This window comes from Stenotrophomonas nitritireducens (genome assembly GCF_050984405.1).
Classification (GTDB): Bacteria; Pseudomonadota; Gammaproteobacteria; order Xanthomonadales; family Xanthomonadaceae; genus Stenotrophomonas; species Stenotrophomonas nitritireducens_B.
Map to the genome: position 1 here is coordinate 1421172 of NZ_CP158790.1, position 25509 is coordinate 1446680.

Genomic DNA, 25509 nt, shown 5'->3' on the forward strand with positions numbered 1-25509 from the left:
GGCAATGCCCCGTACAAAGAAAAAGGCGCGTCGACAGACGCGCCTTTTCCCTTCACCGGCCCGCCGTCATTCCGGCTGGCGGATGGGACAGCGGACCTCCTCCAGGGACGTGCAGGCGTCGCTGGCCGGGGCGATGGCCGCATCGGCAAGGCGGTACAAGCCGGCGGCGGACGAAGCGGTGGGCGGGCGGGTTGCGGGCGTGCGCACACTGGCGGCCACTTCACGGCCCACCTGCAGGTTCTGCGCGACGGACAGGCCCTTTACCTCCAGCGTTCCTTCGCGGTAGGTGATGTCGTAGTTGCCCAGCCGTGCACCCTGCGCATCGCTGGCGACGATGGCGTAGCTGCCGGGTTGGGCATTCACGCCGCTGCCGTCGCTGAACAGCCTGACCGCGTCGATGGTGTCGTCGTTGACCAGGCCCTCCGCCGTGTATCCGTTGAGCGGTGAGCGCTGGCCGATGTTCTTGCTGGCGTTGTTGGCGGTGATGGTCAGGCCGGCCTTGCCGATGCTCAAGGTGCCGTTGACGTAGGTGATGTCGTAGTTGGACAGGCCGCTGCCATCGGCATTGCTTGCGGTGATGGTGTAGTTGCCGACGTTGGCGGTGGCCGCGGTGCCGGCCGAGGCCAGCTCGACCGAGGACACCGTGTCGCCGTCGGCCAGGCCGCTGACGGTGAAGCCGTTGATGCCGCCGGTCTGGCCATAGGTCTTGCTGCCGTTGTTGGCGGTGATGGTCAGGCCGGCCTTGCCGACGGTCAGGGTGCCGTTGACGTAGGTGATGTCGTAGTTGGACAGGCCGCTGCCGTCGGCATTGCTTGCGGTGATGGTGTAGTTGCCGACGTTGGCGGTGGCCGCGGTGCCGGCCGAGGCCAGCTCGACCGAGGACACGGTGTCGCCGTTGACCAGGCCGCTGGCGGTGAAGCCGTTGATGCCGCCGGTCTGGCCATAGGCCTTGCTGCCGTTGTTGGCGGTGATGGTCAGCCCGGCCTTGCCGATGGTCAGGGTGCCGTTGACGTAGCTGATGTCGTAGTTGGACAGGCCGCTGCCATCGGCATTGCTTGCGGTGATGGTGTAGTTGCCGACGTTGGCGGTGGCCGCGGTGCCGGCCGAGGCCAGCTGGACCGAAGACACGGTGTCGCCGTTGACCAGGCCGCTGGCGGTGAAGCCGTTGGTACCGCCTGCCTGGCCGTAGGTCTTGTTGCCGTTGTTGGCGGTGATGGTCAGCCCGGCCTTGCCGATGGTCAGGGTGCCGTTGACGTAGGTGATGTCGTAGTTGGACAGGCCGTTGCCCGCGGCATTGCTGGCGGTGATGGTGTAGTTGCCGACGTTGGCGGTGGTCGCGGTGCCGGCCGAGGCCAGCTGGACCGAAGACACGGTGTCGCCGTTGACCAGGCCGCTGGCGCTGAAGCCATTGACACCGCCCGCCTGGCCGTAGGTCTTGCTGCCGTTGTTGGCGGCGATGGTCAGGCCGGCCTTGCCGATGGTCAGGGTGCCGGCAAGTAGCTCGATGTCATAGCCGAACTGGCTGGAATAGAGCCCGCTGGCACGCAGATTGGCGCCGGTGTAGGTGCCGGCGTTGGCGCTGTTGGCTGTGTAGACGGCGCTGCCGGACACCAGGGCCGGGTCGTAGCCGATGGGGAACACCAGGGCGCCGGCGCTGCTGCTGGCGCTGCCGTCGTAGGTCTTGCTGGCATTGCCTGCGTTGACGCTGAGCGTGGTCATGAAGCTGCGCAGCAGCGGCGCGCTGTGGCCCTCGTACATGCGCCAGGTGGCGCCCGTGCCACCGGCGTCGTCGATGCTCCAGCCGGCCGCCACGAAGGGCGCCAGGCCGGTGAGCTGGGCGCTGGTCAACCCGGAGATGCCGGTGCCGTTGCCGGCGCCGACGCCCTGGGCCAGGCCGCTGCTGCTGGTGTTCCAGAAGCTGCCGGTGGCGGTGCCGACATTGCTGCCCACCAGGCCGCCGACCGCGCCGACGCTGGAACTGGCCGTGCCGGTGGCATAGACACGCAGCAGGCTGCCGTCGTTGAACCCGACCAGGCCGCCCGCGGTGGCGCTGCCCTGGGCGCTGCCGGTGGCGTAGCTGTCGCGGATGACGCCGGTGCTGGCGTTGCTGCCGGCCAGGCCGCCACCATTGAGGCCGCCGCCGGCGCTGCCCGTGGCCAGCGACTCGCTGAGGGTTCCGGCGTTGCTGCCGACCAGGGCGCCGACGTTGCCCGTGCCGGTGACGGTGGTGTCGCTGCTGACCCGCTCGATAACCCCGCCGGCGGCGTTGTAGCCCACCACGGCGCCGCTGTAGCTGCCGCCGGCCACGCTGCCGCCCACCAGGTTGAGGTTGCCGACATACCCGGCGTTGTAGCCGAACAGGCCGCTGTAGGTACTGCCGGGACGGTTGATGACCAGGCCGCTGATGCGATGCCCCTGTCCGTCGAGCCGGCCGCTGAAGGGGGTGGCCAGGCTGCCGATGGAGAGGAAGCCGGCGCCGCTGTTCCACAGCGCGCTGCTGGAGGCGTTGATGTCGTTCGCCAGGACGAAGCGGCTGCCCGCCAGGCTGGTCGACGCCAGGCCCTGCAGGCCGTAGGCATCGGTGATGCGGTACGGCGTTGCGGCGCTGCCATCGCCGCCCAGCGCGCGCACGAAAGTGGCGCCGGGGCCGAGGCGGAAGTCGGTGACGTTGAAGCCGGGCAGGCTGGCCGCCACCTGGCGCCAGGTGCCGCTGGTGAGATTCAGCACACCTAGGTTGACGCCCCCGTTGCTGGTTACGGTGCCGGCAGCGGACAGGGCCAGGCTGCCGTTGGCCGCATCGATGCCATCGCCCAGCACGACGTTGCCGCCGTTGCTGGTGGTGAAGGTCAGCCCGGCGTTGTCGCCCCAGGCCAGGCGGTCGGCGACGTTGAGGTTGCCGCCTGCCGACAGCTGGCGGGTGCCGCTGATGCTGAAGGTGCCGCCGCTGTCCAGGCTGAGCAGGCCGCCGGAGCCGAGGTTGGTGTCCAGGCTGTAGCTGGCGGCGCTGGCAGCCAGGTAGAGGCCGTAGCCGCTGCTGGTGAGGGCCGAGAAGTCGCTGGACGAGAGGAAAGCGAGGTCACTGTCTGCATAACTGCCGCGCGCGGCCAGGTAGCGGCTGCGGGTCGCCGAGAGGCTGCCCTGGCCGGTGAACAGGCGCATGGCGGAGCTGTAGACGTCCAGCCCCTGGACGCCGTTGGTGCCGATCACGTCGCCGAAGCCGGCACCGGTGTCGAGGTTGCCGTCCAGGTAGGCGATGGCGGCATTGGCGTCCAGGCTGCTGGCATCGCCGAGGATGTAGTAGTAGCCGTCCGCCCCGCTGCTGGCGCTGCCGATGGCCACGCCGCCGGACACGGCGGTCAGCGTCGCGCCCGCCAGGGCGGCGGCACCGGCATTGCCGAAGGCCTTGCCGCTGATGGCGATGGGCGTGGTGCCGTAGCGCCAGCTGAAATACGGGTAGAGGTTGGCGCCGGTGCCCCAGATGGACGAGGAGAAACCGGCCGGCAAGCCACCCTGGAGCTGGGCGGTGGTACGCCCGGTGATCCCGTTTACCAGGCCACCGGCTGCGGCCAGCGACTGGCCACTGGTCTGGGTGTTCCAGTAGGCGTTGCTGATGGCGCCATTGGTGCCGTTGTTGTAGCCGACGAACCCGCCTGTCTGGCTGCCGCCGGTGACGTAACCGGTGGAGTAGCTGTTGCTGATGGTGCCGTTGATGAAATTGACTCCGGCGAAGCCGCCGATGTTGCTCGCAGAGCCCTGGCCGATCACCGCGCCGGTGGCGTAGGAGTCGGTGATGCTGCCTTCGTTGTGGCCGACGAAGCCGCCGACCGGCCCCGACGACGCCCTGACCGTGCCGGTGGCGTAGGACTGGCTGATGGAGCCGCCATCGCCGCTGTAGCCGTTGGCGCCCACCAGGCCGCCGACATAGCCGAGGTTGGCGGTCGTGTTGGTGCCGGTGACGTTGCCGGTGGCATGGGAGCGGGTGATGCTGCCGCCGTTGACGTTGAAGCCGACCAGGCCACCGACCTGGTAGCCGGCCCCGGTGACATTGCCGGTGGCGGAGGCATCGGCGATGGCGCCGCCGTCGTTGGTGCCCACCAGCCCGCCGGTGTTGGCTTCGCTGGTGCTGGTGCCGCTGACCGTGGTGCTGGCCGACGCGTTGCCGAGGGTGCCGCCCAGCATGTAGCCGACCAGGGCACCGACGTTGTCTCTGCCTGTGACGTTGCCGCCCACCAGCTTGACGTTGGCCAGGGTCGCGCCGGAGGTGTAGCCGAACAGGCCGACATAGTCAGTGGCCGCACGGTTGATGACCAGGCCGCTGATGCTGTGGCCCTGTCCGTTGAAGCTGCCGGTGAACTGCTGTGCGTTGTTGCCGACCGGGCGGAAGCCCGACGCGCCCCACACCTCGCCGTAGTAGCCGCCGCTGGCGGCCATGGCGCTGGCCAGGCTCAGGTCGGTGCCCAGGCGGTAATTGGCGTTAAGGTCCAGCCCCATCAGTTGCAGGGCGTGGGGGGTGAAGATGGTCGTGGAGTATTCGTTGCGCAGCATCGGTCGGGTATCGCCTTCGAACATCACCCACATGTTGGTGAAGTCGAAACCGGTGTAGGCCGACTGGTTGCGCACGGCGCTGGTCAGGCCGGTACCGCCACCCAGGGAGCTGGACTGGCCGGTGCTGTTGATGTCCCAGTAGCTGGTGTTGACGGTGATGGTGGGCAGGTAGCCGCCGCCGATCAGGCCGCCCGTGGTGGTGTAGCCGGTGACCTTGCCGCTGGCGTAGGTGTTGGTCAGCGTCGCGCTGGAGATCACCTCGCCCAGCAGCCCGCCCGCAAACGCACTGGTGTTGCTGACCGTGGCGGTGACCGAGCCGGTGGCATAGGAGTCGGCCATGGCAATGCTCTGCGCGCTGCCCGCCAGTCCGCCTACCACGGTCAGGCCGGTCACGTCGGCGGCAGAGGACGAGTAGCGGATGATGCCGTTGTTGACCGTGCCGGCCAGGCCGCCGACGAAGGCCCCGGAGCCGGAAACGCGGCCGGTCATGTGGACGTTGCTGAGGGTGCCGCCAAGGGTCGCGGCGATGCCGCCGACGTTCATCTGGCCGGTGATGCGGGCATTCGACAGCGTCAGGTCACGGACATTGCCGCTCACGGTGCGGAACAGCCCGACGTCGCTCTCCAGCCCGCGGTTGATGGTCAGCCTGTCGATGCTGTGGCCAAGGCCGGCGAAGTTGGTGCTCACCCCGTCCAGCGGGTTGAAGCCGGCACCGCCGTTCCAGCCCGCGGTGGCGCTGGCGTCGATGTCGTTGCCCAGGGCGTAGAAACCCGTGCTGGTGATGTTTTGCAACGCGCCGATGTCATGGATCAGGGTGTAGCCGGTGCCGCCCAGTACGAGGCTGGCGTTGCTGCCGGACAGGGTCACGCGAGCGCCCTTGTTCAGGCTGTAGCCGCCGCTGTAGGACAGCGACAGTCCGGCGTTGTTGCCCGTGGCGGTGATGTCCTTGTTGATGATGACGCTGCCGGCGGCGTTGAGCGCCAGCACCGTATTGGCGCTCCAGCTGATGGGCGCGTCCACGGTGATGTTGCCGGCCTGGCTGCCGCCGACGCCGGTGGTCACCGTCACCCCGGTGCTGGCCAGGGCGTTGCTGAGGGTGGTGACGTTGAGCACGCTGTCGTTGGCGTTGCCGTTGAAACCGCCCATGCCGGAGCTTGTGCCGTTGGAAATGGTCACGTTGTACGGGTCGATCAGCCACTCGCCGGTCTTGCCGTTGGGCGCCAGCGTCGTGATCCTGACGTCGTCGGCGATCTTCACGTGGGCGCCGCTGGTCTCGATGAAGCCGCCATCGCCCCCGTTCGGGGCGCTGGCATCGAGGGTGCCGGCGACGTTCACCACGCCGCCGTCGAAGTCGCCCATCAGCAGGATCCTGCCGTCCTTCTCGCCCACCGTGCGGGCTTCGATCACCCCGGTATTGTTGACCACGGTCTTGAGCAGGGCATCGCCGGCGTGGGCGGTGAGCAGCACCTGGCCGCCATCGGCCTTGATCAGCTGGTGGTTCTCCACCAGGGCATCGACCATGCCCTTATCGACCCGCAGGTTGAGCAGGCCGTTGCCGGCGAAGTCCAGGGTCATGGCATCGCCGGCGGCCAGCGCCACGCTGCCCTGGTTGGCGACGATCACGCCGTGGTTGCCGACCCTGCCGCCGAGCAGGGCAATGGCGCCGCCTGCGCGGGTGTTGAGCGAGCCGTGGTTGATCACCGCCGCATTGCTGCCGTCGCCCGTGAAGCGGTAGTTGCCGGCGGCGAAGTCGGCGTCGCTGATGCCCAGGGTGGAGGCGACGAGGCCGCCGACGTTCACCTGGGCGCTGGCGCCGAACAGTACGCCGTTGGGATTGACCAGGAAAACCCGGCCATTGGCGTCCAGCTGGCCCATGATCAGGGAGCCGTCGACGCCGAGTACGCGGTTGAGCGCGATCGCGTTCGCGCCGGGCTGGTTGAAGGTGACCTTCTGCCCGGCACCGATGTTGAAGCTCTGCCAGTTGATCGCCAGTTTGTCGCTGGCCTGGTTGATGACCAGCTGGTTGCCGCCGGGCGCGCCGATCTGGCCGCTGCCGGACACGATGTTGCCGCCGGTCGGCAACGATTGCGCCATCAGCCCCTGGCTGCCGATGGACACCAGCAGGCCCAGCACCAGTGGCGTCAGCCGCGGGCCGGCCGGCAGGCGGCGCGTGGCGCCGCTCGTCCCGCAGGGAGAGGCCCCCAGCTCGGAGGCCACCTGGACCTGGCCCAGGGCGCGGTTGAACACGAGACGGTAGATGCGATTCATGGCCGGTGTCCTTAGAAAGTGGTGCTGATGCGTGCCCAGTACTGGGTGCTGTGTCCATCGGCGGCGCGGTAGCTGCCCGTAGGCCGGGCGCCGCTCACCTCCAGCCGCAGTTCCGGCTTCCAGGGCAGCCGCAGGCCGATCGCGACACCGGCGCCTTCCAGCGTCGTGGGCTGGAAGCCGATGCGGCGGTTGTCGGGTGCCGGCGAGGTGCGGCCCCAGTCGTAGAACAGGTTCAGCTCGACAAGGTCGCCCCAGCGACGGCCATCGAACGGCGAGGGCGTGTCGGCAAAGCCCGGCGCGCTGACCTGGTATTCGAAGGTCGCCTGCACGCCACGGTCACCCAGTGCCGTGGACAGCGGATAGGCGCGCACGCTGGTCGGTCCGCCGATGCTGAACTGCTCCACCGGGGTCAGCGCATCATCGCTGAACTGGGCATTGCCGCGCAGCAGCAGGCGCTGGTTGCCGGGCAGGGCCTGCAGGCGCGCCAGTGCCAGCCGGCTCACCCAGAAGTAGGAATCGTGCGCGGCATACAGCCAGTTGAAGGACGGGGAACCATCCTTGACGGATTTGCGCACCGACAGCTGCGCCAGGTTCATGCCACGCCAGCGGCGGTCGGTGTGGCGCAGGTTCACTCCGGCCTCGACCACGTCGAAGGTGTGGCGCGAGAGTTCGATGTCCAGGCCCTCGAGCCTGGATTCCTCATGGACCCAGCGCGCCGACGCCTGGACCTGCAGGTCCGGGCGCTGGATGAACTTCCAGTCGCTGCCCGCGTAGTAGAGCGTGGTCGGGCCCTTGATGCCGATGGCGGCGAACGGCCCGGAGTTGAGCTCGATCTCGCTGCGGCTGGCGCCGACAATGGCGCTCAGCCCATCGACCGTTGCCAGCGGGGCGCTCAGGGACAGCGCCGCCTGCCAGCTGTCGGCCGGGTCCAGCCCGTAGCCGACGCTTGCGGCGAGCACGTCGCCCAGGCCCAGTGCATTGAACGCGCTCACGCCCAGCTCGGCGCGGTACCGGCCGGTGCTGTCGGTGCCGTGGTTGCTCAGGCCGGCGGTGATTTCATAGGGGCGTTCACTGTCGCGGGCGACCAGGATGATGTCGGTCTCGCCTTCATTCTGGCCCGGCTGCAGCACCGAGGTGACTGACACCCCGGGCAGGTCGCGTGCGTAGAGAAGGGCGCGTTCCAGCTCCGCCTGGCGCAGCGGGCGGCCGATCAGGCCCAGGCTGCTGGCGCTGAGCTGGTCGTCGCGATAGCGCCGGCTGCCCTGCACCAGCACCCGCCCGACCCGGCCTTCCATCACCTTCAGCGTCAGTGTCTGGCTGTCGTCGATCTGTTGCGGCGGTACGTAGGCCACCGAAACCAGGAAGCCGGCCTCGCGGTAGGTCTGGGTGATGCGTGCAGTGATCTGTTTGATCTGCTCGAAGTTCAGCGCTGCAGGCAGCGTGGGGCTGATATCGCGCAGAGCCTGGTTGGCGACCGCATCGATCGCCGCGCGGCTGATGCCGCTGTCCGGATGCTCGCCGACGCCTTCGACCGCGATGCGGGCGATATGCACGGTGGCGGCCGTCGTGGTGGGCGCGGCATCCTGCGCGAATGTGCAGGGGCTGAAGACGGATGCCAACGCGGCGGCCAGTACGGCGCCACGCAGCGGATGGGAGCGGCGGGCGCGAATGGAGGTGTTGCTGCCAGTAAAAGGCATCAGCGTGGTATCCGTTAATGATTTTGAGAACGCTTGCCGGGAACGCGACCGGCTTACTTTCTAACCGGGAAAAGCGGCCTGATGGCATCACCCGATTTCAGGTGGGCGGCATGATATGTGACGAATATCTCAATTTGAATTGCCAGCTGTGCGGCAGGGCCGGGACTGGCTCTGAAAGAAGCGTCCACCGTGGGGAGGCGGGCGCAGGGCCGTCGCCCGGGGCCGTGCGGACCCAGGCATGCAGATGTCATCGCAAGCGCGGAACTCCAGAAAGCACTGCCGCCTTCTGGTCCCGCCAGGTGCGCCCCCTGCTTTGAGTCATCCGCAATGCGGATGGAGAAGCCAGGGACTGCCCATCCACGCCGGCGCCGCCCGGCGGCCTGGCGTGGATCGGGCATTGCGAACGCCCGCATCCGGCGGCGGATCCGATGGATCGATGCACCCTATCGATGCTGCTGCATCCTGGCCCTTGCCGCTGGCGCCTGGAGCTCCCCTTCGGGCCCTCTGGGCGCTGGGGGCGGCATTGGCCCTGCTCTGTACGTGAGCCACAGACCACGGCTGTCCGGGCATGCGTCCGGGAACGCTGACAGTGCGGCGTTCGTCAAATATACTGTCCCCCAGTACAGGATAGAGACGGGCGCATGCCGCATTCCCCCGAAGAAAAGAAGAAGGTGCTGGCGCGTGTGCGGCGCATCCGTGGGCAGTGCGATGCGCTGGAGCGCGCGCTGGAGGCCGGGGCCGACTGCGGTCCGGTGCTGCAGCAGATCGCGGCCATCCGCGGCGCGGTCAACGGACTGATGTCCGAAGTGATGGAAGCGCACCTGCGCGAGGAGTTCGGCCAGCCGGCGCAGTCGGCCGCGCAGCGCGCCGCGCGCGTGGCCGAGATGTCCGGCCTGATCCGCTCCTACCTGAAGTAGGAGCGGCTTCGGCCGCGAAAGGGCTTTCACGCGGATCTCCCCATGGCTGCCGGCATGGGAACCGAATGCGAAGGCCCTCTTGCAACGGAAGCCGCTCGCGCGAAAACACCGGTGCATGCGGATGCACGCACCCACGAACAACCGCTACAGGAGAAACCCATGAAATCACGTGCCGCCGTCGCCTTTGGCCCGGGCCAGCCGCTGCAGATCGTCGAGATCGACGTCGCCCCGCCGAAGCAGGGCGAAGTGCTGGTTAAGATCACCCATACCGGCGTCTGCCACACCGATGCCTTCACCCTGTCCGGCGACGATCCGGAAGGCCTGTTCCCGTGCGTGCTCGGCCATGAAGGCGCCGGCATCGTGGTGGAGGTGGGCGAGGGCGTGACTTCGGTGAAGCCGGGCGACCACGTCATCCCGCTGTACACCGCCGAATGCGGCCAGTGCCTGTTCTGCCAGAGCGGCAAGACCAACCTGTGCACCGCCGTGCGCGCGACGCAGGGCAAGGGCGTGATGCCGGACGGCACCAGCCGCTTTTCCTACAACGGCGAGCCGATCCATCACTACATGGGCTGCTCGACCTTCTCCGAGTACACGGTGGTGGCTGAGGTCTCGCTGGCCAAGGTCAACCCGGACGCCAACCCGGAACACGTCTGCCTGCTGGGCTGCGGCGTCACCACCGGCATCGGCGCCGTGCACAACACCGCCAAGGTGGCCGAAGGCGACAGCGTGGCCGTGTTCGGCCTGGGCGGCATCGGCCTGGCGGTGATCCAGGGCGCGCGCCAGGCCAAGGCCGGCCGCGTCATCGCCATCGACACCAATCCGTCCAAGTTCGAGCTGGCCCGCCAGTTCGGCGCCACCGACTGCGTCAACCCCAAGGACCACGACAAGCCGATCCAGCAGGTGATCGTGGAGATGACCGGCTGGGGCGTTGACCACAGCTTCGAATGCATCGGCAACGTCAACGTGATGCGCGCGGCGCTGGAATGCGCGCACCGCGGCTGGGGGCAGAGCGTGATCATCGGCGTGGCCGGCGCGGGCCAGGAAATCTCCACCCGCCCGTTCCAGCTGGTCACCGGGCGCAAGTGGATGGGCACCGCCTTCGGCGGCGTGAAGGGCCGCAGCCAGCTGCCGGGCATGGTCGAGGACGCGATGAAGGGCGACATCGAACTGGCGCCGTTCGTCACCCACACCATGGGCCTGGAGCAGATCAACGAAGCCTTCGACCTGATGCACGAGGGCAAGTCGATCCGCAGCGTCGTGCACTTCTGACGGTTTGCGGGAGCGCGCCGATGCGCGCTCCCGCCATGCTTCCGCGAGACTGGAGAGAACCATGCAACGCATCGAACACCGCGCCTGCTTCGGCGGCTGGCAGGACGTCTACCGGCACCGCTCGCAGGCGCTGGACTGCGACATGACGCTGGGCGTGTACCTGCCGCCGCAGGCGGAGAGCGGGGCGAAGCTGCCGGTGCTGTACTGGCTGTCGGGCCTGACCTGCACCGAGCAGAACTTCATCACCAAGGCCGGCGCGCAGCGCTACGCCGCCGAGCACGGCGTCATCCTGGTCGTGCCGGACACCAGTCCGCGCGGCGATGACGTGCCCGATGCCGAAGGCTACGACCTGGGCAAGGGCGCCGGCTTCTACGTCAACGCCACTCAGCAACCGTGGGCGCCGCATTACCGCATGTACGACTACGTGGTCGACGAGTTGCCGGCCCTGGTCCAGGCGCATTTCCCGGCCAGCGACGCGCGGGCGATCAGCGGGCATTCGATGGGCGGGCATGGCGCGCTGGTGGTCGCGCTGCGCAACCCCGGGCGCTACCGCAGCGTGTCGGCATTCTCGCCGATCGTGGCGCCGTCGCAGGTGCCGTGGGGCGAAAAGGCGCTCGCCGCCTATCTCGGCCAGGACCGCGATGCGTGGCGGCAGTACGACGCCACCGCGCTGGTGGCCGGGGCGGCCGAGCGGCTGCCGCTGCTGGTCGACCAGGGCAGGGCCGACGAGTTCCTCGACAACCAGCTGCGCCCGCACCTGCTGCAGGAGGCCTGTGCGGCCGCCGGCCATCCGCTGCAGCTGCGGCTGCACCCCGGCTACGACCACAGCTATTACTTCATCGCCAGTTTCATCGGTGAGCACATCGCCCACCACGCCCGCGCCATGGCCTGAGCGGGCAGTGTGGAAAAGCGCGCACCTCGTCGCGCTTTCCACACACGGCGCCTTGTTATCGTCGGGCCATCGGCGCTGACAAGGGGGACGCATGCCGGTAGTGATGGCAGTCCTGTTCGTGTTGTGCCATGGCCTGGCCCTGACGTTGCTGCCGGCAGCGGCCACCGTGTTGTCGTTCTGCTTCCTCATCGCCGCGCCGTTGCTGGCCGGCGCCGCCTGCCTGTGGCAGGGACGGCGCGGTGCGGCGCTGGGCTGGCAGGCCACCGCGCTGGCCATGCTGCTGTGGGCGAGCGGCATGGCGTTGAACATGGCCGATGCGCTGCACGCGGGCGACCCCAGCAGCACTCCGCAGATCAGCCTGCTGTTCTACGTGGCCTACGGCGTGCCGCTGGTGTTCGTGCTGGCGCGCGCGCGCCGCGAGCGCTGGGCGATCAGCCTGATCGACGCGCTGCTGGCGGCCCTGCTCGGCGTGCTGTTCTTCCTGCACACCCGTTACCACGCCAACGCCGGCGACGCGGGCATGGCCGGCCTGCGCATGATGTTCGACATCCAGAACGTCGGCATCGCGGCGTTCGCCCTGCTGCGCTGGGCCTGCACGGACCTGCCGGACCGGCGCGCGTTCTTCCGCGTGCTGGCGATATACGCGCTGGCCTACCTGGCAGTGGCCGGCTACATCAACCACGTCTCCGAATACAGCCCGTTCGGCCTGTACGCCGACCTGCTGATCGACCTGCCCTTCCTGCTGCTGGCGGTGCTGGCGCTGCGCGCGCGCGAACCCGCCCCGTCGCGCACGCGCCCGCGCCTGCGTCACGCCGTGCAGGCGGGCGGGCCGATGATCCTGCCGCTGCTGCTGCTGGTGGTCGCGACCCTGGTGGTCGACCACCAGCGGTACTGGGCGCTGGCCGGTTTCGTGGCGGCGATCCTGGGCTTCGGCCTGCGCAGCATGCTGCTGCAGGTCGGGCTGCTGGAGCGGCAGGCGGCGCTGGACGCGCTGGCGCGCCTGGACGGACTAACCGGCGTCGCCAACCGCCGCCAGTTCGACGCGGTGCTGCAGGCCGAGTGGAACCGCGCCCGCCGCCAGGGCGGCGCGTTGTCGCTGCTGCTGATCGACATCGACCACTTCAAGCGGTTCAACGATACCTACGGCCACCCGGCGGGCGACCGCTGCCTGCAGAAGGTGGCCGCGGTGCTGCAGGCCACCGCGGCGCGCGGCGCCGATCTGGTGGCGCGCTACGGCGGCGAGGAGTTCGCCGTGGTGGTGCCGGCGGCAAGTCCGGAAAAGGCCCATGAACTGGGCGAGCGCCTGCGCCTGGCGGTGCAGGCGATTCCCGCCGGCGACCTGCCGCAGGCGGTGACCATCAGCGTGGGCGTGGCCGGCGCCTGGCCGGCGTCGCCGCAGCCGCTGGAGGCGTTGCTGGCCGGCGCGGACGCCGCGCTGTACGCGGCCAAGCGCGCCGGCCGCAACCGGGTGCAGACGTGGGTGGAAACCGGGCAGGAGCAGGGAGTTCCGGCGGGCGACGGGTAGTTCCACGAGGCACGTTGAATCGTCGTATTCCTGCAGCGCGCGTGTCGCCGGCGCCCGCCAGCCGTCCGCCTCACGGTTCGCCCGGCCGCGGTCCATTCTTCCGTGCCGCGGCCGAAGCCTCCTTTCCCGCGTGAGGAGCCGAGGTGAGGGGGCGCGTCAGGAGGCCGGTTCGAAGTCGGTATAGGCGTAACGCGACTCGCGCAGCACGGTATCGCCCTGCCGCAGCCGCAGCGCACCGCGGAACATCGGCCCGGCGCTGACGCAGGTGTGGAACTCGCCGTTCTCGCCGCAGGCGTCGATGCCGGCGGGCAGCGCGTGGAGCAGGGCGTGGTCGAAGGCGCGGCCGGCGAAGGCGGCGTCCAGCCTATGGGTGTCCACGCAGCACAGCCGTGCGCGCAGCCCGGCGTCGATCATCTGCCGCGCGAGCGCGGCGGTGTCCTGGCCGAACAAAGGGAACAGGCAGTCCCAGTCCAGCGCCGCGTACTGCTGCTGGCGCCACTGGCGGATGTCCTCCAGCAGCAGGTCGCCGAAGGCCAGGGTGCGCAACCCCGGCCACTGCCGGCGTGCCTCGTCCAGCGTCTGCGCCATGCGCCGCAGGTAGCCGGCGTTGTCGCAGGCCTGCGGGATCCAGGCGCGCAGCAGCGGCAGGCCGGCGGCGTCGGCCTGCATCCGCAGCACCGTGTCGCGCACGCCCTGCATCGAGGAGCGGTCGTAGCCCTCGGTCAGCGTGCTGAGCAGCGCTACGACGTCGACGTCGCCGCGCTGGCGCAGGACATGCAGCGCCCAGGCGGCGTCCTTGCCGCCGCTCCAGGACAACAGGGCGGGTATCACCGCTCAGCGCACGTCGCGCAGTTCCCAGTGGTTGCCCGCCAGCCAGCGCAGGCGCCGCTTCAGCACGTCGCCGGGAATGCGGGTGACGGCGACCAGGTCGATGCGCAGGTCCGACTGCCTGCCGCTCACCGTCGCCTCCGGGTCGGTCACACCCCAGCTCGGGTCGACGTCGTCGGGTTCTTCCTGGGTGGCGCGCCAGCGCTCGAACAGTTCCGGCGTGCGCAGTGCATGCTGCAACTGTTCGGCGAAGGCGTCGGCGCCGTTGGCGGTGAAGGACAGGCGCGGATCGGTGCCGCGGGCGGCGGCCGGGTCGGGCAGCGAGATCGAGTAGTGCACGGACATGCGTGGGGTCTCCTTGGGAAGGACAGTGTGGCGCGGCGGGCGTCGCGCCCGCGTACACGCCGGTGCGGATCAGGCTTCGAATTCGTGCGGGACGTCGGCGAAGCCGACCGTCACCGCGCCCTTGCCGACGTTGACCATGCCGGTCAGGCTCATCACGCTTTCCAGCAGGGCCACGCCGTGCGCCTGGCAGGTTTCGCGCAGGGCGGCGTAGCCGGGCAGGGCGCGCAGTTCGTCGAGCGGGCCGCCGTAGCTCACGCACACCACCGGGGTCAGCAGGCCGTGCGCCGCGCGCTGGCCGACGAAATCGAACAGCCGCTTCACCGCGTTGTCGAAGCCCTTGATCTTGGCCGCCGGCGCGGTCTCGCCGCGGTAGCCGTGCAGCACCGGCTTGATGTCCAGCGCGCTGCCCAGCGCGGCGGTAAGCAGGCCGACGCTGCGGTCGCCCTTGTGGCGGGCGCGCGCGCGCATGTAGTACAGGTCGCGGGTGACCATGTAGCCGTGCACGTTGCCGGCCAGTTCCTCCAGCCGCTCGCGCATCTGCGCCACGCTGGCGCCGGCCTCGCGCAGCCGCACCGCTTCCACCGCGGTCACCGCCTGCGCGGCGAACAGGTTCTGGGTGTCGACCACGCGCAGGGCGAACGGCGAGTTGTGGCCGGCGGCCTGGCGGATCGGCCGGTACTCGTTGAGGATGGCGAAGCTGGCCTGCAGCGCGTTGTCGTGGATCGGGCTGCGGGTCCTGGTGATGGTCAGGCAGAACACATGGTCGTAGTCGATGACCAGGTGCTGCAGGAACAGGTCGCGGATCTGGTTGACGCTGAAGGGGATGGTTTCCGCCTCCGCGCCGCGTTCGGCGACGTGGGTATCGAGGAAGTTGAGGGTGGCGTCCTCCTCGCGGTGGTCGGCCAGCACGGCCTCGCCGATCCGGACCGTGATCGGCAGCAGTATCAGCCTGTGTTCGCGGATGAAGTCGGCCGGCAGGTCGCAGGCCGAATCCACGACGATCCCGATGCGCATGATCCAACCTCCCCGGTGCGTTGTGTGCCTGCGATCACACTAACCCAAAACCGCGCGCCAGGCAGTCAGGGCAATGCCGCGCGGCGCGGTGGTCCGCTCCCGACGGCGGCGTCGGGAGCGGGGAGCGCGACGTCAGCGGCGGTAGGCCGGCAGCGCCGGCGCTCCGCCCAGGTAGCGGTCGCGCAGCTCGGTCTGGCGCGAACGCATCGGCACCGCGCGTCCGCCCAGCCACATGCGCTCGGCATAGTGGCCCACGTCCAGCGGATCGCCTTCCCACAGCACCAGGTCGGCCTGCTGGCCCACGGCGATGCTGCCGATGCGGTCGGCCACGCCGAAGGCCTGTGCCGGCACCCGGGTCAGGCCGGCCAGCGCCGCGTCCCAGGGCAGGCCGTTGGCCACCGCGTTGCCGGCCAGCTGGCGGATCTTGCGCGCGTTGTGCGAGGCGTCGCCGTCCTGGCTGAAGGCCACCGCCACGCCGGCCGCGTGCAGGCGCGCGGCGTTCTGCAGCGTCGCGCCGATCTGGTCGAAGCTGGCCGGCAGGTTGGACAGCGCGTCGACGAACACCGGCACGCCGGCTTCGGCCAGTTGCGGCGCCACGCGCCAGGCCTCGGTGCCGCCGGCGATCGCGATGCGCACCTGCTCGCGTTTGGCCCAGCGCAGCAGCTGGCGGATGTCGGCGGCGCGGTCCACGCGTACCACGACGCGGCCGGTGCCGGCCAGGTAGCGCGCCAGCGTGGCGCGCCCGGCCGGCGTCAGCAGCGCGTGCGGCGAGTCGGCGGGGATGCGGCCGCGCGCCTCGGCCACCATCTGGTCGAGCAGCATCCACTGCGCCGCGCGCGAGCTGCCGGACAGTTCCGAACCGGCCGCGCCCATGCGCACGAACAGCATGCGCGGGCCGATCGGGTCGGCGCTGCCGTCCAGGCGCACGACACCGCCCTGGCCGGCAATGAAGCCGCCGCCGCTGTTGGCGCCCAGCGCGGTGAAGCCGATGCCTTCCACCCGCGCGACCGGGATCAGCACCGAATCGGGGTTGTAGGCCAGGGTGACGTCGAACTCGGGGCGCTGCGGCTGCTCTTCCAGTTTCACCGCGCTGTCGACGGTGGAGGCTTCGCCGGAAACTTCCTCCACACCGATGTCGGTGATGCCGCCGAACAGCGCCGGGGTCAGCGGGCGGCCGCCGGCATCGACCACCTCGACGCCGGCCGGCGCGGCCAGCGCCGGGCCGACGGCGCGGATCACGCCGCCCTGCACCAGCACGTCGCTGGCGGTGAGCGTGCCGCGCGCGGTGGCGGTGTGCACGGTGGCGTTGCGGACCAGCACGTCCTGGGCGCCGGCGGCGCCGGGCAGGGCGGCGGCCGCGGCCAGCAACGCCAGGCGGCGCAGGAACACGAGGGATGCGCTCATGGCTGCGCCCCCTGGCCGAGCATGAAATCGCTCAGCGGCTGTTGCCGGCGGTCGGCGCGATCGTAGGCCTGGAAGCCGTCGACATAGACCTTCTCGGCCAGTGCGTAGGAACTGAACGGATTGCCGTTCCACACCACCACGTCGGCCATCTTGCCCGGCTCCAGCGTGCCGGTCTTCTCCTCGATGCCCAGCGCGCGCGCGGCGTTGGCGGTGAGCCAGCGGATCGCGTGTTCCGGGGTGATCTCGTCCATGCCGGCGCGGCGCGCGCTGGCGATGACCTTGGCCGCCTCCTGGTTGAGGCGCTGGATGCCTTCGGGCGAATCGGAATGCACGATGGCGCAGCTGTTGGCCGGACGGTCGACCAGCGCGATGTTCTCCTGGATGCCGTCGAAGGCTTCCATCTTGAAGCCCCACCAGTCGGCCCACAGCGCGCCGCAGACGCCCTCGGCGGCCAGGCGGTCGGCCAGCTTGTAGGCCTCCACGCCGTGGTGGAAGGCGGCGACCTTGAAGCCGAACTCCTTCGCCAGGTCGAGCATGGTCGCCATCTCGTCGGCGCGGTAGCAGTGGATGTGCACGCGGATGTCGCCCTGGATGGCGCCGGCCAGCGTGTCCAGCTTGAGGTCGCGCTTGCCGCCGCTGTCGCCGGAACTGTCGCCGTTGTCGCCGCCGCCGAAGCGGCGCTTGCGCTTGACCGGCGCGGCGGTGTTCTTGGCGATGTAGTCGCTGGCGTCGATGAAGGCCGCGCGGTAGCCGGCGACATTGCCCATGCGCGTGGCCGGCGCGGTGCCCTTGCCGCCGTATACGCGCTTGGGGTTCTCGCCGCAGGCCATCTTCAGCCCCCACGGCGCGTCGGGGAACTTCATCGCCTGGTAGGTGGTGGCGGGCAGGTTCTTCAGCGTCACGCCGCGGCCGCCGACCAGGTTGGCCGAACCGGGCAGCACCTGCATCGCGGTCACGCCGCCGGCCAGCGCCGCGGCGAAACCGGGATCCTGCGGCCACACCGAATGTTCGGCCCAGACGTTGGCGGTCACCGGCGCGGTCATCTCGTTGCCGTCGCCATGCGCCTGCACGCCAGGGCTGGGGTACACGCCCAGGTGCGAATGCACGTCGATGATGCCGGGCGTGACCCACTTGCCGCGGCCGTCCACGCGCACCGCGTCGGCCGGCGCCTGCAGCGCGCTGCCGACCGCGACCACCCGGCCGTCGGCCAGCAGCACGTCGGCGTCCTCCAGCCGGCGCCCGGTGCCGTCGAGCACGGTGGCGTGGCTGATCAGCACCGGCGCCGAGGGAACCGGACGGTAGGTGCTGGGGTAGGGGTCCTGCACGAAGCGCGAGGCGGCGGGGGCGGACGCGGGATGCGCGCAGGCCAGGGCCAGCCCGAGCCCGGCCAGCAATCGATGTCGCATGGGTTCTCCCTGTGCGGCGTGGATGGTGCCTGAACGCTAGCTGTCGATCCCGGCTTTGCCAAGTAGCGGGAGGCAGGGAACGAGTGAGGAGGAACGAGGAACGCAGAGAGGACAAAAGCAGGAGCAGGAGCCAAAGTCGTCATCTCCGCGAAGGCGGAGATCGCTTCTGCCTTCTCTACGTTCCTCGTTCCTCTCCACTCGTTCCTCGCCTTCTGTAAGCTGCTTGCCGGCGCCGCCGTCCAGGCGGCCGGACGATCGGGAAAGGGAGTGATGGAAGCAGTGCAGTCCGTGGTGGAATTCTGGCGTTCGGCGGGGCCGCGGCGATGGTTCGCGCGCGACGACGCCTTCGACGACGATTTCCGCCGGCGCTTCCTGGACCTGCATTACCGCGCCGCGCGCCGCGGCTGCGAGGAATGGCTGCACAGCGCCGACGGCGCGCTGGCGCTGCAGATCCTGCTCGACCAGTTCCCGCGCAACTGTTTCCGCGGCACCGCCCATTCCTTCGCCACCGATGGACTGGCGCGGCACTACGCCATGCGCACCATCGAGGAAGGGCTGGACCGCGAACTGACGCCGCAGCTGCGCGCCTTCATCTACCTGCCGTTCGAACATTCCGAAGACCCGCAGGACCAAGAGCGCTCGGTGGCGATGTTCGAGGTGCTCGGCGACCTGGAATACCTGCGCTTTGCCGAACTGCACCGCGACATCATCCGCCGCTTCGGCCGTTTCCCGCACCGCAACGCGGTGCTGGGCCGGATTCCCACGCCGGAGGAACTGCATTTCCTGGCCGAGGGCGGTTTCGCTGGGTGAGGCTGCCCGCAGGAGCGCGCCTGTAGGAGCGCACTTCAGTGCGCGAGTGGCTCTACCGGGAAAGCCCCATCGCGCACTGAAGTGCGCTCCTACGGGTTCCTGTTGAGATGCTGGTCACCGAAACGAAAACACCGGCTTGCGCCGGTGTCTTCGTGCATCCACGGTCGCGGCCGCTGGATCAGTAGCGCGGCACGCTGCTGTCCACGTCCTGGGCCCAGGCGTCGATGCCGCCGGTGACGTTGTAGACGCGGGTGAAGCCCAGGGCGCGGAACTGCTCGGCGGCCTGCGCGCTGCGGCCGCCGCGGTGGCACAGGAAGGCCAGCGCGGTGTCCTTCGGCAGCGCTTCGAGGCGGGCGCGGTTGTCGCCGTCGAAGGTTTCGAACGGGGCGTTGACCGCGGCGATGGCGCGCTCGTCGGCCGGGCGCACGTCCACCAGGGTCAGGCTGCCGGCGCGCAGCTGGTCGTCGGCGCCGCGCACGTCCAGTTCCTGCACCGGCTTCGGCGCGTTGGGGTTGTCGATGGCCAGGCCCTGGCCGCGGATGTCGTCCACCCAGTCGATGGTGATGCCGTTGGCGCGGCGCGCGCTGGCCGCGTCGAACTGCACGCGCAGGCCGTTGGATTCGGCGGCGATGGCGTTTGCGTCGAGCGGGGCCAGCTGGAAGTTCGGCTGGAAGCGCGCATCGATGCTCAGCTGCAGCGCGGCGCCCGGGGCGTCGGCCAGCGCGCCCTTGAGCATTTCCACCGCGGCCGGGGTGACGGTGATGGACGGTGGGGTGCGGTCCGGCGGCGCCACGCCGAGCAGGGCGCTCAGTTCGCCGCTGTTGGCCATCTGCAGCACGATGTCGCTGCCGCCGACCAGCTCGCCGTCCACGTACAGCTGCGGAATGGTCGGCCAGTCGCCATAGGCCTTGATACCCTCGCGGATTTCACCGTCGGCCAGCACGTTGACGTGGGCGAAATCCACGCCCAGGTCCTGCAGCGCGCCGACCGCCTTGGCCGAGAAGCCGCACTGCGGCATGGCCGGCTGGCCCTTCATGAACAGGACGACGCGGTTGGCGCCGAGGATGGATTCGATGCGTTCGCGCAGGGCGGGATCCAGGGACATCGTGAACTCGTGAGGTTGGTCGAAGACAGGGGCCGATTCTACGCCGCATGGCATCATGGGACATGACCGCCACGGGAACCCTGCATCGCACGCCGACCCATCCCTGGCGCTGGATCGGCTGGCTGCTGCTGTCGCAGGCGCTGGTGGCGCTGGCCTGGTCATGGCTGGGCTGGAAGGCCGGGTTGCCGCTGCTGCTGGCCAGCCACGCGCTGTTCGTGGTGCCGGTGTTCCTGCCCAACAGCGGCTTCTACGCGCCGGTGCTGTCGCGCCTTCCCGGTCCGGCGGTCTGGCTGACCATCGACGACGGCCCGTCCGACGACACCCTGGCGATCCTCGACCTGCTCGACCGGTACGACGCCCACGCCACTTTCTTCATGGTCGGCGAGCGCGCGGCGGCGCGGCCGGAGCTGGTGCGCGAGGTGCTGCGGCGCGGGCATGGGCTGGGCAACCACAGCCATTCGCATCCGCAGGTGTGGTTCTGGCGCCTCGGGCCGCGGCGGATGGCCGAAGAGATCAGCCATTGCCAGCAGGCGCTGGCGGCCATCGCCGGAACGCCGCCGCGCTGGTACCGCTCGGTGGTCGGCATGACCAACCCGTTCGTCGCCGCCGCCCTGCGCCGGCATGGCCTGGCGCGGGTGGGCTGGAGCGCGCGCGGGTTCGACGGCGTGCACTGCCAGCCCGATGTGGTGGTGGCGCGCATCGCCCGCGACCTGGCGCCGGGCGTGATCGTGCTGCTGCACGAAGGCGCCGCGCACGGCCACAACCCGGCCATCGTCGAAGCGGTGCTGCGCCAGCTGCGGGCGCGTGGACTGTCCGCCCGGCTGCCGCCGGAAACCGCTTAGACTCGCCGCCCCGTCGGCGGCCCCTGGAACCGCAGATGCCCTTTTCCCGACTCGGCCTGTCTCCCTACGTGCTGCCGGCCCTGCAGCGCGCACTGCGGCAGGCCGGCTACGGCGCGCCCACGCCGATCCAGCAGCAGGCGGTGCCGGTACTGCTGAAGGGGCAGGACGTGGTGGCGCTGGCGCCGACCGGTTCAGGCAAGACCGCCGCCTACGTGCTGCCGGCGTTGCAGCTTTTCTTCCTGGCGCCGCCGCGCAGGCCGCGCGCGCTGCGGCAGCTGGTGCTGGTGCCCACGCGCGAACTGGCGCTGCAGGTGGCTGACGTGTTCGCCACGCTGGGCCGGGAACTGCCGCGGCAGCCGCGGGTGGTGTGCGCGGTGGGCGGGGTGTCGATCAACCCGCAGATGATGGCGCTGCGCGGTGGCGCCGACGTGGTGGTGGCCACGCCTGGCCGCCTGCTCGACCTGCTGGCGCACAACGCGCTGTCGCTGCGGCAGGTGCAGCTGCTGGTGCTGGACGAGGCCGACAGGCTGCTGGAACTGGGTTTCGGCGACGAGCTGCGGCAGATCCTCGCCGGGCTGCCCACGCAGCGGCAGACGGCGTTGTTCTCGGCCACCTTCCCGGAGCAGATCGAGGCCTTGGCTGTTGCCGGCCTGAGCGCGCCGCAACGGCTGCAGGTCGATGCGCAGGCGCCGCCGGAGATCGAACAGCGCGCGCTGCGCGTCGATGCCGGCCGCCGCGTCGAACTGCTGCTGTCGCTGCTGGGCGATCCGCGCTGGCGGCAGGTGCTGGTGTTCGTTGCCAGCATCCGCGAGGGCGACCGCCTGGCCGGCGCGCTGCGCAAGGGCGGCATCGCCGTACAGGCGCTGCACGGCGATCTGTCGCAGGGCCGCCGCGTGCGCGCGCTGCAGGCGTTCAAGGACGGCGAGCTGCAGGTGCTGGTGGCGACCGACGTGGCCGCGCGCGGCATCGACATCGCCGGCCTGCCGGTGGTGGTGAACCATGAACTGCCGCGTTCGCCGGCCGACTACCTGCACCGTATCGGCCGCACCGGCCGTGCCGGCGCCGCGGGGTTGGCGGTGAGCTTCGTCGAGGCAGCGGCGCTGGCGCACTGGCGGCTGATCTGCCGGCGCCACGGCCTGCGGCTGGAGCCGGAAGTGGTGCCGGGTTTCGAACCACAGGAGGTGGCCCCGGCGGCGCCGGCGAGCGATGGCAACGGCGGCATCAAGGGGCGCCGGCCCAGCAGGAAGGACAGATTGCGCGCCGCCGCACAGGCCAAGCCGTCCTGAAAGTCCCGAGCCGGGCGGCGTATCGCACCGGCAGGACGGGACAACCTCGCGCTGGCGCTTTGCCCCACGCTCCAGGGCGGCGGCGATCCGTTTCTCTGGTAGCGCGGGGCATCGCCCCGGCTTGGCGTCACACAGCAACCCGGCCGGGCAGAGCCCGGCCCGGGGGATCAATCCTCGAAGTCGCTTTCCGCCGGCACGTCCGCGCTCGCGGCCGGGCGCGGCGTGCGCTTGCCCGGCTTGCGCAGCACTTCCACGTAGAACTGCTTGTTGCCGGCGGCGACCAGCGCGTCCACCGCGCGGATCAGTTCGGGGAACGGCACGGCCTGCGCGCTGGCCTCGTCGACGCCGGCCTTGCTGTCGAAATCCCAGAAATCGGCGCCGGCTGGCAGGGCCTTGCCGCGCTCGCGCTTGATGTACTTGCGGATGTCGTGCTTGCTGGCTTCCAGCAGGCGGTCGGGGTGCTTGCCTTCGATGTCGAGGCGGTAGGTTCTTCTCACGGGGTTCTCGTCATGGCGCCGGCCGGGACGGGCGGCGGGGAATGGCGCGATTATCCGCGCAAACGGCGCGTCCGTGGTTCAGGCGCGGTGGGCGACCAGCAGCCAGTTGTTGAACGGGGTGTTGCCGTACAGCGGCGCCAGGCTGACCCGCAGGCCGGCCTGCTCGAGCAGGCCGCGCAGCGTGGCGGCGTCGGGATAGTGGCGCGGGCGGAACTGCATCCAGCCGATCCAGTTGGCGGCGCGGTCGCCGATGCGCGAGATGCGGCCGCGGCGGCTGTCGTCGGCCAGCGCCATGCGCAGCACCAGGCGGCCGTCGCCGTCGAGCATGGCGGCGGCTTGGCGCAGCAGGTTCGCCTGCGCCTCGGCCGGCAGGTACTGGAGGACGTCGAGGATCGCCACGCTGCCGCGGTGGACGGGCAGGGCGGTGGCCAGGTCCATCACCTCGAAGTGGCTGGCGGCCAGGCCGGCGCGGCTGGCGACGCCGGCCGCACGGCGGATCTTGGCCGCGTCGTTGTCCACGCCGCGGTAGGAAAGGGCCTGGCCGTCGTGGCGCAGCGCATGCGCCAGCAGCCCCAGCCCGCAGCCCATGTCCAGCAGCGGCGCGTGGCTGCCGCGCAGGGCGTCGAGCACGCCAGGATAGAGCGGGTCGCTGCGCAGCTTGGACAGCACGTAGCAGTAGTCCCAGCGGTTGCCCCAGGGATGGCGCGGGGCGAACGCGCGGGCGATGGCCCGGGCGTCCTGGGCGGGCATGGCCGCGGTGCCGCCTGCCCTGCTCACGCGGCGGGCGGGTCCGTCAGCAGGTCCGCGGCGACCGGCAGCGCCTGTTCCATCCACAGCCGGTACATCGCCGCGGACGGGTGCAGGCCGTCGTCCACCAGCATCGCCGGCTCGGCACCGCGCGCGCGGCTGGCCGGGGTGATGTCGACGAAGGCGACGCCGTAGTCGCCGCAGCAGGCGCGCGCGGCGGCGTTGAAGTCGTCGATCTCGCGCGCGACCACGGCGGCATCGCGCTCGTGTGCGGCCGCGTAGGGCGTCACGCCCCAATCGGGGATGGACAGCACCAGCACCCGACGCGGGTCTTCGGCGGCCAGCGCGATGGCCCGCTGCAGCAGCTGTTCGAACTGCTGGCGGTACTCGGCCAGCGGCCGCCCGCGGTACTGGTTGTTGACGCCGATCAGCAGGCTCGCCAGCGCGTACGGCCCCTGCGGCACGGCCGCGTCGATGGCGGCGGCCAGTTCGTCGGTGGTCCAGCCGGTGGTGGCGATCACCTGCGGATCGTCCAGCGCGATGCCGCGCGCGCGCAGCGCCGCGGCCAGCTGGAAGGGCCAGGTGCCTTCGGCGGGCACGCCTTCGCCGATGGTGTAGGAGTCGCCTAGCGCCAGGTAGGAACGAGTGGAGAGGAACGAGGAACGGGTAAGAGCGGGAGCAGAAGCAGGAGCGATCCCCGCCTGCGCGGGGATCGCGGTGGTCGTGGGGCTGACAGCCGTTGCTGTTGCCTTCACTGGTTCCTCGTTCCTCTCCACTCGTTCCTCGCTTTCTCAGCCGACCGCGTTACGGGGCCGCAACGGCACCACCTTGGTCACCTGCTCGGCGCGGCGCGCCAGCACGCGGTCGATGCGGCCGAACACCTCGCGCATGGTCGCCGCCTCGGGCAGCAGGGTCACGCGGAAATGGTGGCGGTAGGGCACGTTGAAGCTGGAGCCGGGCACGACCAGCACGCCCTCGTCGTTCATCAGCTCCAGCGCGAACTCGTGGTCGTCGAAGCCCTGCGCGGCTGGCCCGACCACCGCCGGGAAGGCGTACAGCGCACCGGCCGGCGCGACCAGCTGCAGGTGCTCGCTGGCGGCGCAGGCCTCGATCACCGCGCGGCGGGTTTCGTACAGGCGGCCGCCCGGCGCGCACAGCGCGGAAATGGTGTCCGGCCCGTTGACCGCCGCCTCGATGGCGTACTGGCCGGGCACGTTGGCGCACAGGCGCAGCGCGCTGAGCAGGTCCAGCGCGGCGCGGAACTCGCCCAGCCGTTCGGCGGCGCCGGACAGCAGCATCCAGCCCACGCGCCAGCCGCAGGCGCGGTGCACCTTGCTCAGGCCGCTGAAGGTCAGGCACGGGTGGTCGCCGGCCAGCGGCGCGACCGGCTGGAAGGTGGCGCCGTCGTAGAGGATCTGGTCGTAGATCTCGTCCACCAGCAGCAGCAGGTTGTGGCGGCGGGCGACGGCGACGATCTTCTCCAGCAGTTCGCGCGGGTAGCTGGCGCCGCTGGGGTTATTGGGATTGATCAGCACGATGGCGCGGGTGCGCGAGGACACCAGCGTCTCGATCTCCACCGGGTCGGGCTGGAAGCCGTTCTCCGGCGCGCAGCGGTAATACACCGGGCGGCCGTCATTGAGGATGGTGGCCGCCGACCACAGCGGGTAGTCGGGCGAGGGCACCAGCACTTCGTCGCCCGGGTTGAGCAGGGCGCGCAGCGACAGGTCGATCAGCTCGGACACGCCGTTGCCGAGGAACACGCGGTCGGCGTGCGCGTCGGGCGCGCCGCGCCGCGCGTAGGCCGCGGCGATGGCCTCTCGCGCCACCGGCAGGCCCTGCTGGTGGGTATAGGGATCGGTGCGGCCCATGTCGTCGGCGATGGCGTGCTGCAGGTGCTCGGGCGCGCGGAAGCCGAAGTTGCCGGGGTTGCCGATGTTGAGCTTGATCAGCCTGCGGCCCTGGGCCTCCAGCTCGCGGGCTCGCCGGGCCAGCTCGCCACGGATCTCGTAGCGGACTTCGGACAGGCGTTCGCGGGTGGGCAGCGGTTTGACAGGGCTTGACATGCGTGGGGCCGTCATGGGCGGGAAACCGCATGGTAGCGGAATTGCTGCG

At 70.3% G+C, this 25509-nt stretch carries 19 protein-coding genes; 7 read left to right on the plus strand and 12 right to left on the minus strand.

All coding sequences use genetic code 11. The annotated features are described in order from the left end of the window. Positions 1–66 precede the first annotated feature (66 nt). Together ABTV91_RS05985 and ABTV91_RS05990 are read right to left on the minus strand one after the other, a co-directional pair. Positions 67–6813, minus strand: a complete 6747-nt coding sequence (locus ABTV91_RS05985) for an MBG domain-containing protein (RefSeq protein ID WP_433853690.1) — start codon at positions 6811–6813, stop codon at positions 67–69. An 11-nt stretch (positions 6814–6824) separates the two neighbouring features. Further along, positions 6825–8510, minus strand: a complete 1686-nt coding sequence (locus tag ABTV91_RS05990) for a ShlB/FhaC/HecB family hemolysin secretion/activation protein (protein WP_433853691.1) — start codon at positions 8508–8510, stop codon at positions 6825–6827. 641 nt (positions 8511–9151) lie between these two features. Here ABTV91_RS05990 and frmR point away from each other — a divergent pair. From frmR to ABTV91_RS06010, 4 genes are all read left to right on the plus strand, one after another. After that, positions 9152–9427: a formaldehyde-responsive transcriptional repressor FrmR gene (gene frmR, locus ABTV91_RS05995; RefSeq protein ID WP_055772201.1), complete on the plus strand. Its 276-nt coding sequence runs from the start codon at positions 9152–9154 to the stop codon at positions 9425–9427. A 159-nt stretch (positions 9428–9586) separates the two neighbouring features. Next, positions 9587–10696 (plus strand): S-(hydroxymethyl)glutathione dehydrogenase/class III alcohol dehydrogenase, encoded by a 1110-nt coding sequence (locus ABTV91_RS06000; RefSeq protein ID WP_433853692.1) that lies wholly within the window; start codon positions 9587–9589, stop codon positions 10694–10696. Positions 10697–10757: 61 nt separating this feature from the next. Continuing rightward, the gene (gene fghA / locus ABTV91_RS06005; protein WP_433853693.1) at positions 10758–11588 is read left to right on the plus strand and encodes an S-formylglutathione hydrolase; all 831 of its coding nucleotides are present in this window, start codon (positions 10758–10760) and stop codon (positions 11586–11588) included. A 103-nt stretch (positions 11589–11691) separates the two neighbouring features. Continuing rightward, complete coding sequence (locus ABTV91_RS06010) at positions 11692–13113, plus strand: GGDEF domain-containing protein (RefSeq protein ID WP_433853694.1); 1422 nt, start codon at positions 11692–11694, stop codon at positions 13111–13113. A gap of 156 nt (positions 13114–13269) precedes the next feature. On the opposite strand, the gene ABTV91_RS06015 is transcribed toward ABTV91_RS06010, so the two are convergent. The 5 genes from ABTV91_RS06015 to ABTV91_RS06035 form a co-directional block, all read right to left on the minus strand. Beyond that, positions 13270–13944: an ATP-binding protein gene (locus ABTV91_RS06015; protein ID WP_433853695.1), complete on the minus strand. Its 675-nt coding sequence runs from the start codon at positions 13942–13944 to the stop codon at positions 13270–13272. A gap of 3 nt (positions 13945–13947) precedes the next feature. Then, positions 13948–14286 carry a hypothetical protein gene (locus ABTV91_RS06020; RefSeq protein WP_433853696.1) on the minus strand — a complete coding sequence of 113 codons (339 nt, stop codon included), beginning with the start codon at positions 14284–14286 and terminating at the stop codon, positions 13948–13950. Positions 14287–14355: 69 nt separating this feature from the next. After that, positions 14356–15300: a DegV family protein gene (locus ABTV91_RS06025; RefSeq protein ID WP_433853697.1), complete on the minus strand. Its 945-nt coding sequence runs from the start codon at positions 15298–15300 to the stop codon at positions 14356–14358. A gap of 132 nt (positions 15301–15432) precedes the next feature. Next, on the minus strand, positions 15433–16704 hold the full coding sequence (locus tag ABTV91_RS06030; protein WP_433853698.1) for an amidohydrolase family protein: 1272 nt from the start codon (positions 16702–16704) through the stop codon (positions 15433–15435). Continuing rightward, positions 16701–18110, minus strand: a complete 1410-nt coding sequence (locus ABTV91_RS06035) for an amidohydrolase (RefSeq protein ID WP_433853699.1) — start codon at positions 18108–18110, stop codon at positions 16701–16703. The genes ABTV91_RS06030 and ABTV91_RS06035 overlap by 4 nt, the downstream gene beginning before the upstream one ends. Positions 18111–18380: 270 nt before the next feature. On the opposite strand from ABTV91_RS06035, the gene ABTV91_RS06040 reads away from it, so the two are divergent. Next, positions 18381–18920, plus strand: a complete 540-nt coding sequence (locus ABTV91_RS06040) for a DUF924 family protein (protein WP_433853700.1) — start codon at positions 18381–18383, stop codon at positions 18918–18920. Between the two features lie 178 nt (positions 18921–19098). Here the strand turns inward: ABTV91_RS06040 and grxD are convergent, their stop codons facing one another. Further along, entirely contained in the window at positions 19099–20025 is a 927-nt protein-coding gene (gene grxD, locus ABTV91_RS06045) for a Grx4 family monothiol glutaredoxin (protein ID WP_433853701.1), read from the minus strand. A gap of 47 nt (positions 20026–20072) precedes the next feature. Between grxD and ABTV91_RS06050 the strand changes: the two genes are divergently transcribed. Further along, the gene (locus ABTV91_RS06050; protein ID WP_433853702.1) at positions 20073–20867 is read left to right on the plus strand and encodes a polysaccharide deacetylase family protein; all 795 of its coding nucleotides are present in this window, start codon (positions 20073–20075) and stop codon (positions 20865–20867) included. Positions 20868–20902: 35 nt separating this feature from the next. Next, the gene (locus ABTV91_RS06055; RefSeq protein WP_433853703.1) at positions 20903–22153 is read left to right on the plus strand and encodes a DEAD/DEAH box helicase; all 1251 of its coding nucleotides are present in this window, start codon (positions 20903–20905) and stop codon (positions 22151–22153) included. A 167-nt stretch (positions 22154–22320) separates the two neighbouring features. Here the strand turns inward: ABTV91_RS06055 and ABTV91_RS06060 are convergent, their stop codons facing one another. The 4 genes from ABTV91_RS06060 to ABTV91_RS06075 form a co-directional block, all read right to left on the minus strand. Then, positions 22321–22650, minus strand: coding sequence for a DUF6172 family protein (locus tag ABTV91_RS06060; protein WP_433853704.1), 330 nt, complete (start codon positions 22648–22650; stop codon positions 22321–22323). Positions 22651–22728: 78 nt separating this feature from the next. Further along, positions 22729–23400, minus strand: a complete 672-nt coding sequence (locus ABTV91_RS06065) for a class I SAM-dependent methyltransferase (RefSeq protein WP_433854131.1) — start codon at positions 23398–23400, stop codon at positions 22729–22731. Positions 23401–23423: 23 nt separating this feature from the next. Next, positions 23424–24092: an SGNH/GDSL hydrolase family protein gene (locus ABTV91_RS06070; RefSeq protein ID WP_433854132.1), complete on the minus strand. Its 669-nt coding sequence runs from the start codon at positions 24090–24092 to the stop codon at positions 23424–23426. Between the two features lie 96 nt (positions 24093–24188). Beyond that, entirely contained in the window at positions 24189–25460 is a 1272-nt protein-coding gene (locus ABTV91_RS06075; RefSeq protein WP_433853705.1) for a pyridoxal phosphate-dependent aminotransferase, read from the minus strand. Between the last annotated feature and the right edge of the window lie 49 nt (positions 25461–25509).

Coding starts and splice junctions, on each gene's coding strand:
- ABTV91_RS05985 (WP_433853690.1), bottom strand. CDS start 6,813: ATGAATCGCATCTACCGTCTCGTGTTCAACCGCGCCCTGGGCCAGGTC.
- ABTV91_RS05990 (WP_433853691.1), bottom strand. CDS start 8,510: ATGCCTTTTACTGGCAGCAACACCTCCATTCGCGCCCGCCGCTCCCAT.
- frmR (WP_055772201.1), top strand. CDS start 9,152: ATGCCGCATTCCCCCGAAGAAAAGAAGAAGGTGCTGGCGCGTGTGCGG.
- ABTV91_RS06000 (WP_433853692.1), top strand. CDS start 9,587: ATGAAATCACGTGCCGCCGTCGCCTTTGGCCCGGGCCAGCCGCTGCAG.
- fghA (WP_433853693.1), top strand. CDS start 10,758: ATGCAACGCATCGAACACCGCGCCTGCTTCGGCGGCTGGCAGGACGTC.
- ABTV91_RS06010 (WP_433853694.1), top strand. CDS start 11,692: ATGGCAGTCCTGTTCGTGTTGTGCCATGGCCTGGCCCTGACGTTGCTG.
- ABTV91_RS06020 (WP_433853696.1), bottom strand. CDS start 14,286: ATGTCCGTGCACTACTCGATCTCGCTGCCCGACCCGGCCGCCGCCCGC.
- ABTV91_RS06025 (WP_433853697.1), bottom strand. CDS start 15,300: ATGCGCATCGGGATCGTCGTGGATTCGGCCTGCGACCTGCCGGCCGAC.
- ABTV91_RS06030 (WP_433853698.1), bottom strand. CDS start 16,704: ATGAGCGCATCCCTCGTGTTCCTGCGCCGCCTGGCGTTGCTGGCCGCG.
- ABTV91_RS06035 (WP_433853699.1), bottom strand. CDS start 18,110: ATGCGACATCGATTGCTGGCCGGGCTCGGGCTGGCCCTGGCCTGCGCG.
- ABTV91_RS06040 (WP_433853700.1), top strand. CDS start 18,381: ATGGAAGCAGTGCAGTCCGTGGTGGAATTCTGGCGTTCGGCGGGGCCG.
- grxD (WP_433853701.1), bottom strand. CDS start 20,025: ATGTCCCTGGATCCCGCCCTGCGCGAACGCATCGAATCCATCCTCGGC.
- ABTV91_RS06050 (WP_433853702.1), top strand. CDS start 20,073: ATGGCATCATGGGACATGACCGCCACGGGAACCCTGCATCGCACGCCG.
- ABTV91_RS06055 (WP_433853703.1), top strand. CDS start 20,903: ATGCCCTTTTCCCGACTCGGCCTGTCTCCCTACGTGCTGCCGGCCCTG.
- ABTV91_RS06065 (WP_433854131.1), bottom strand. CDS start 23,400: ATGCCCGCCCAGGACGCCCGGGCCATCGCCCGCGCGTTCGCCCCGCGC.
- ABTV91_RS06075 (WP_433853705.1), bottom strand. CDS start 25,460: ATGTCAAGCCCTGTCAAACCGCTGCCCACCCGCGAACGCCTGTCCGAA.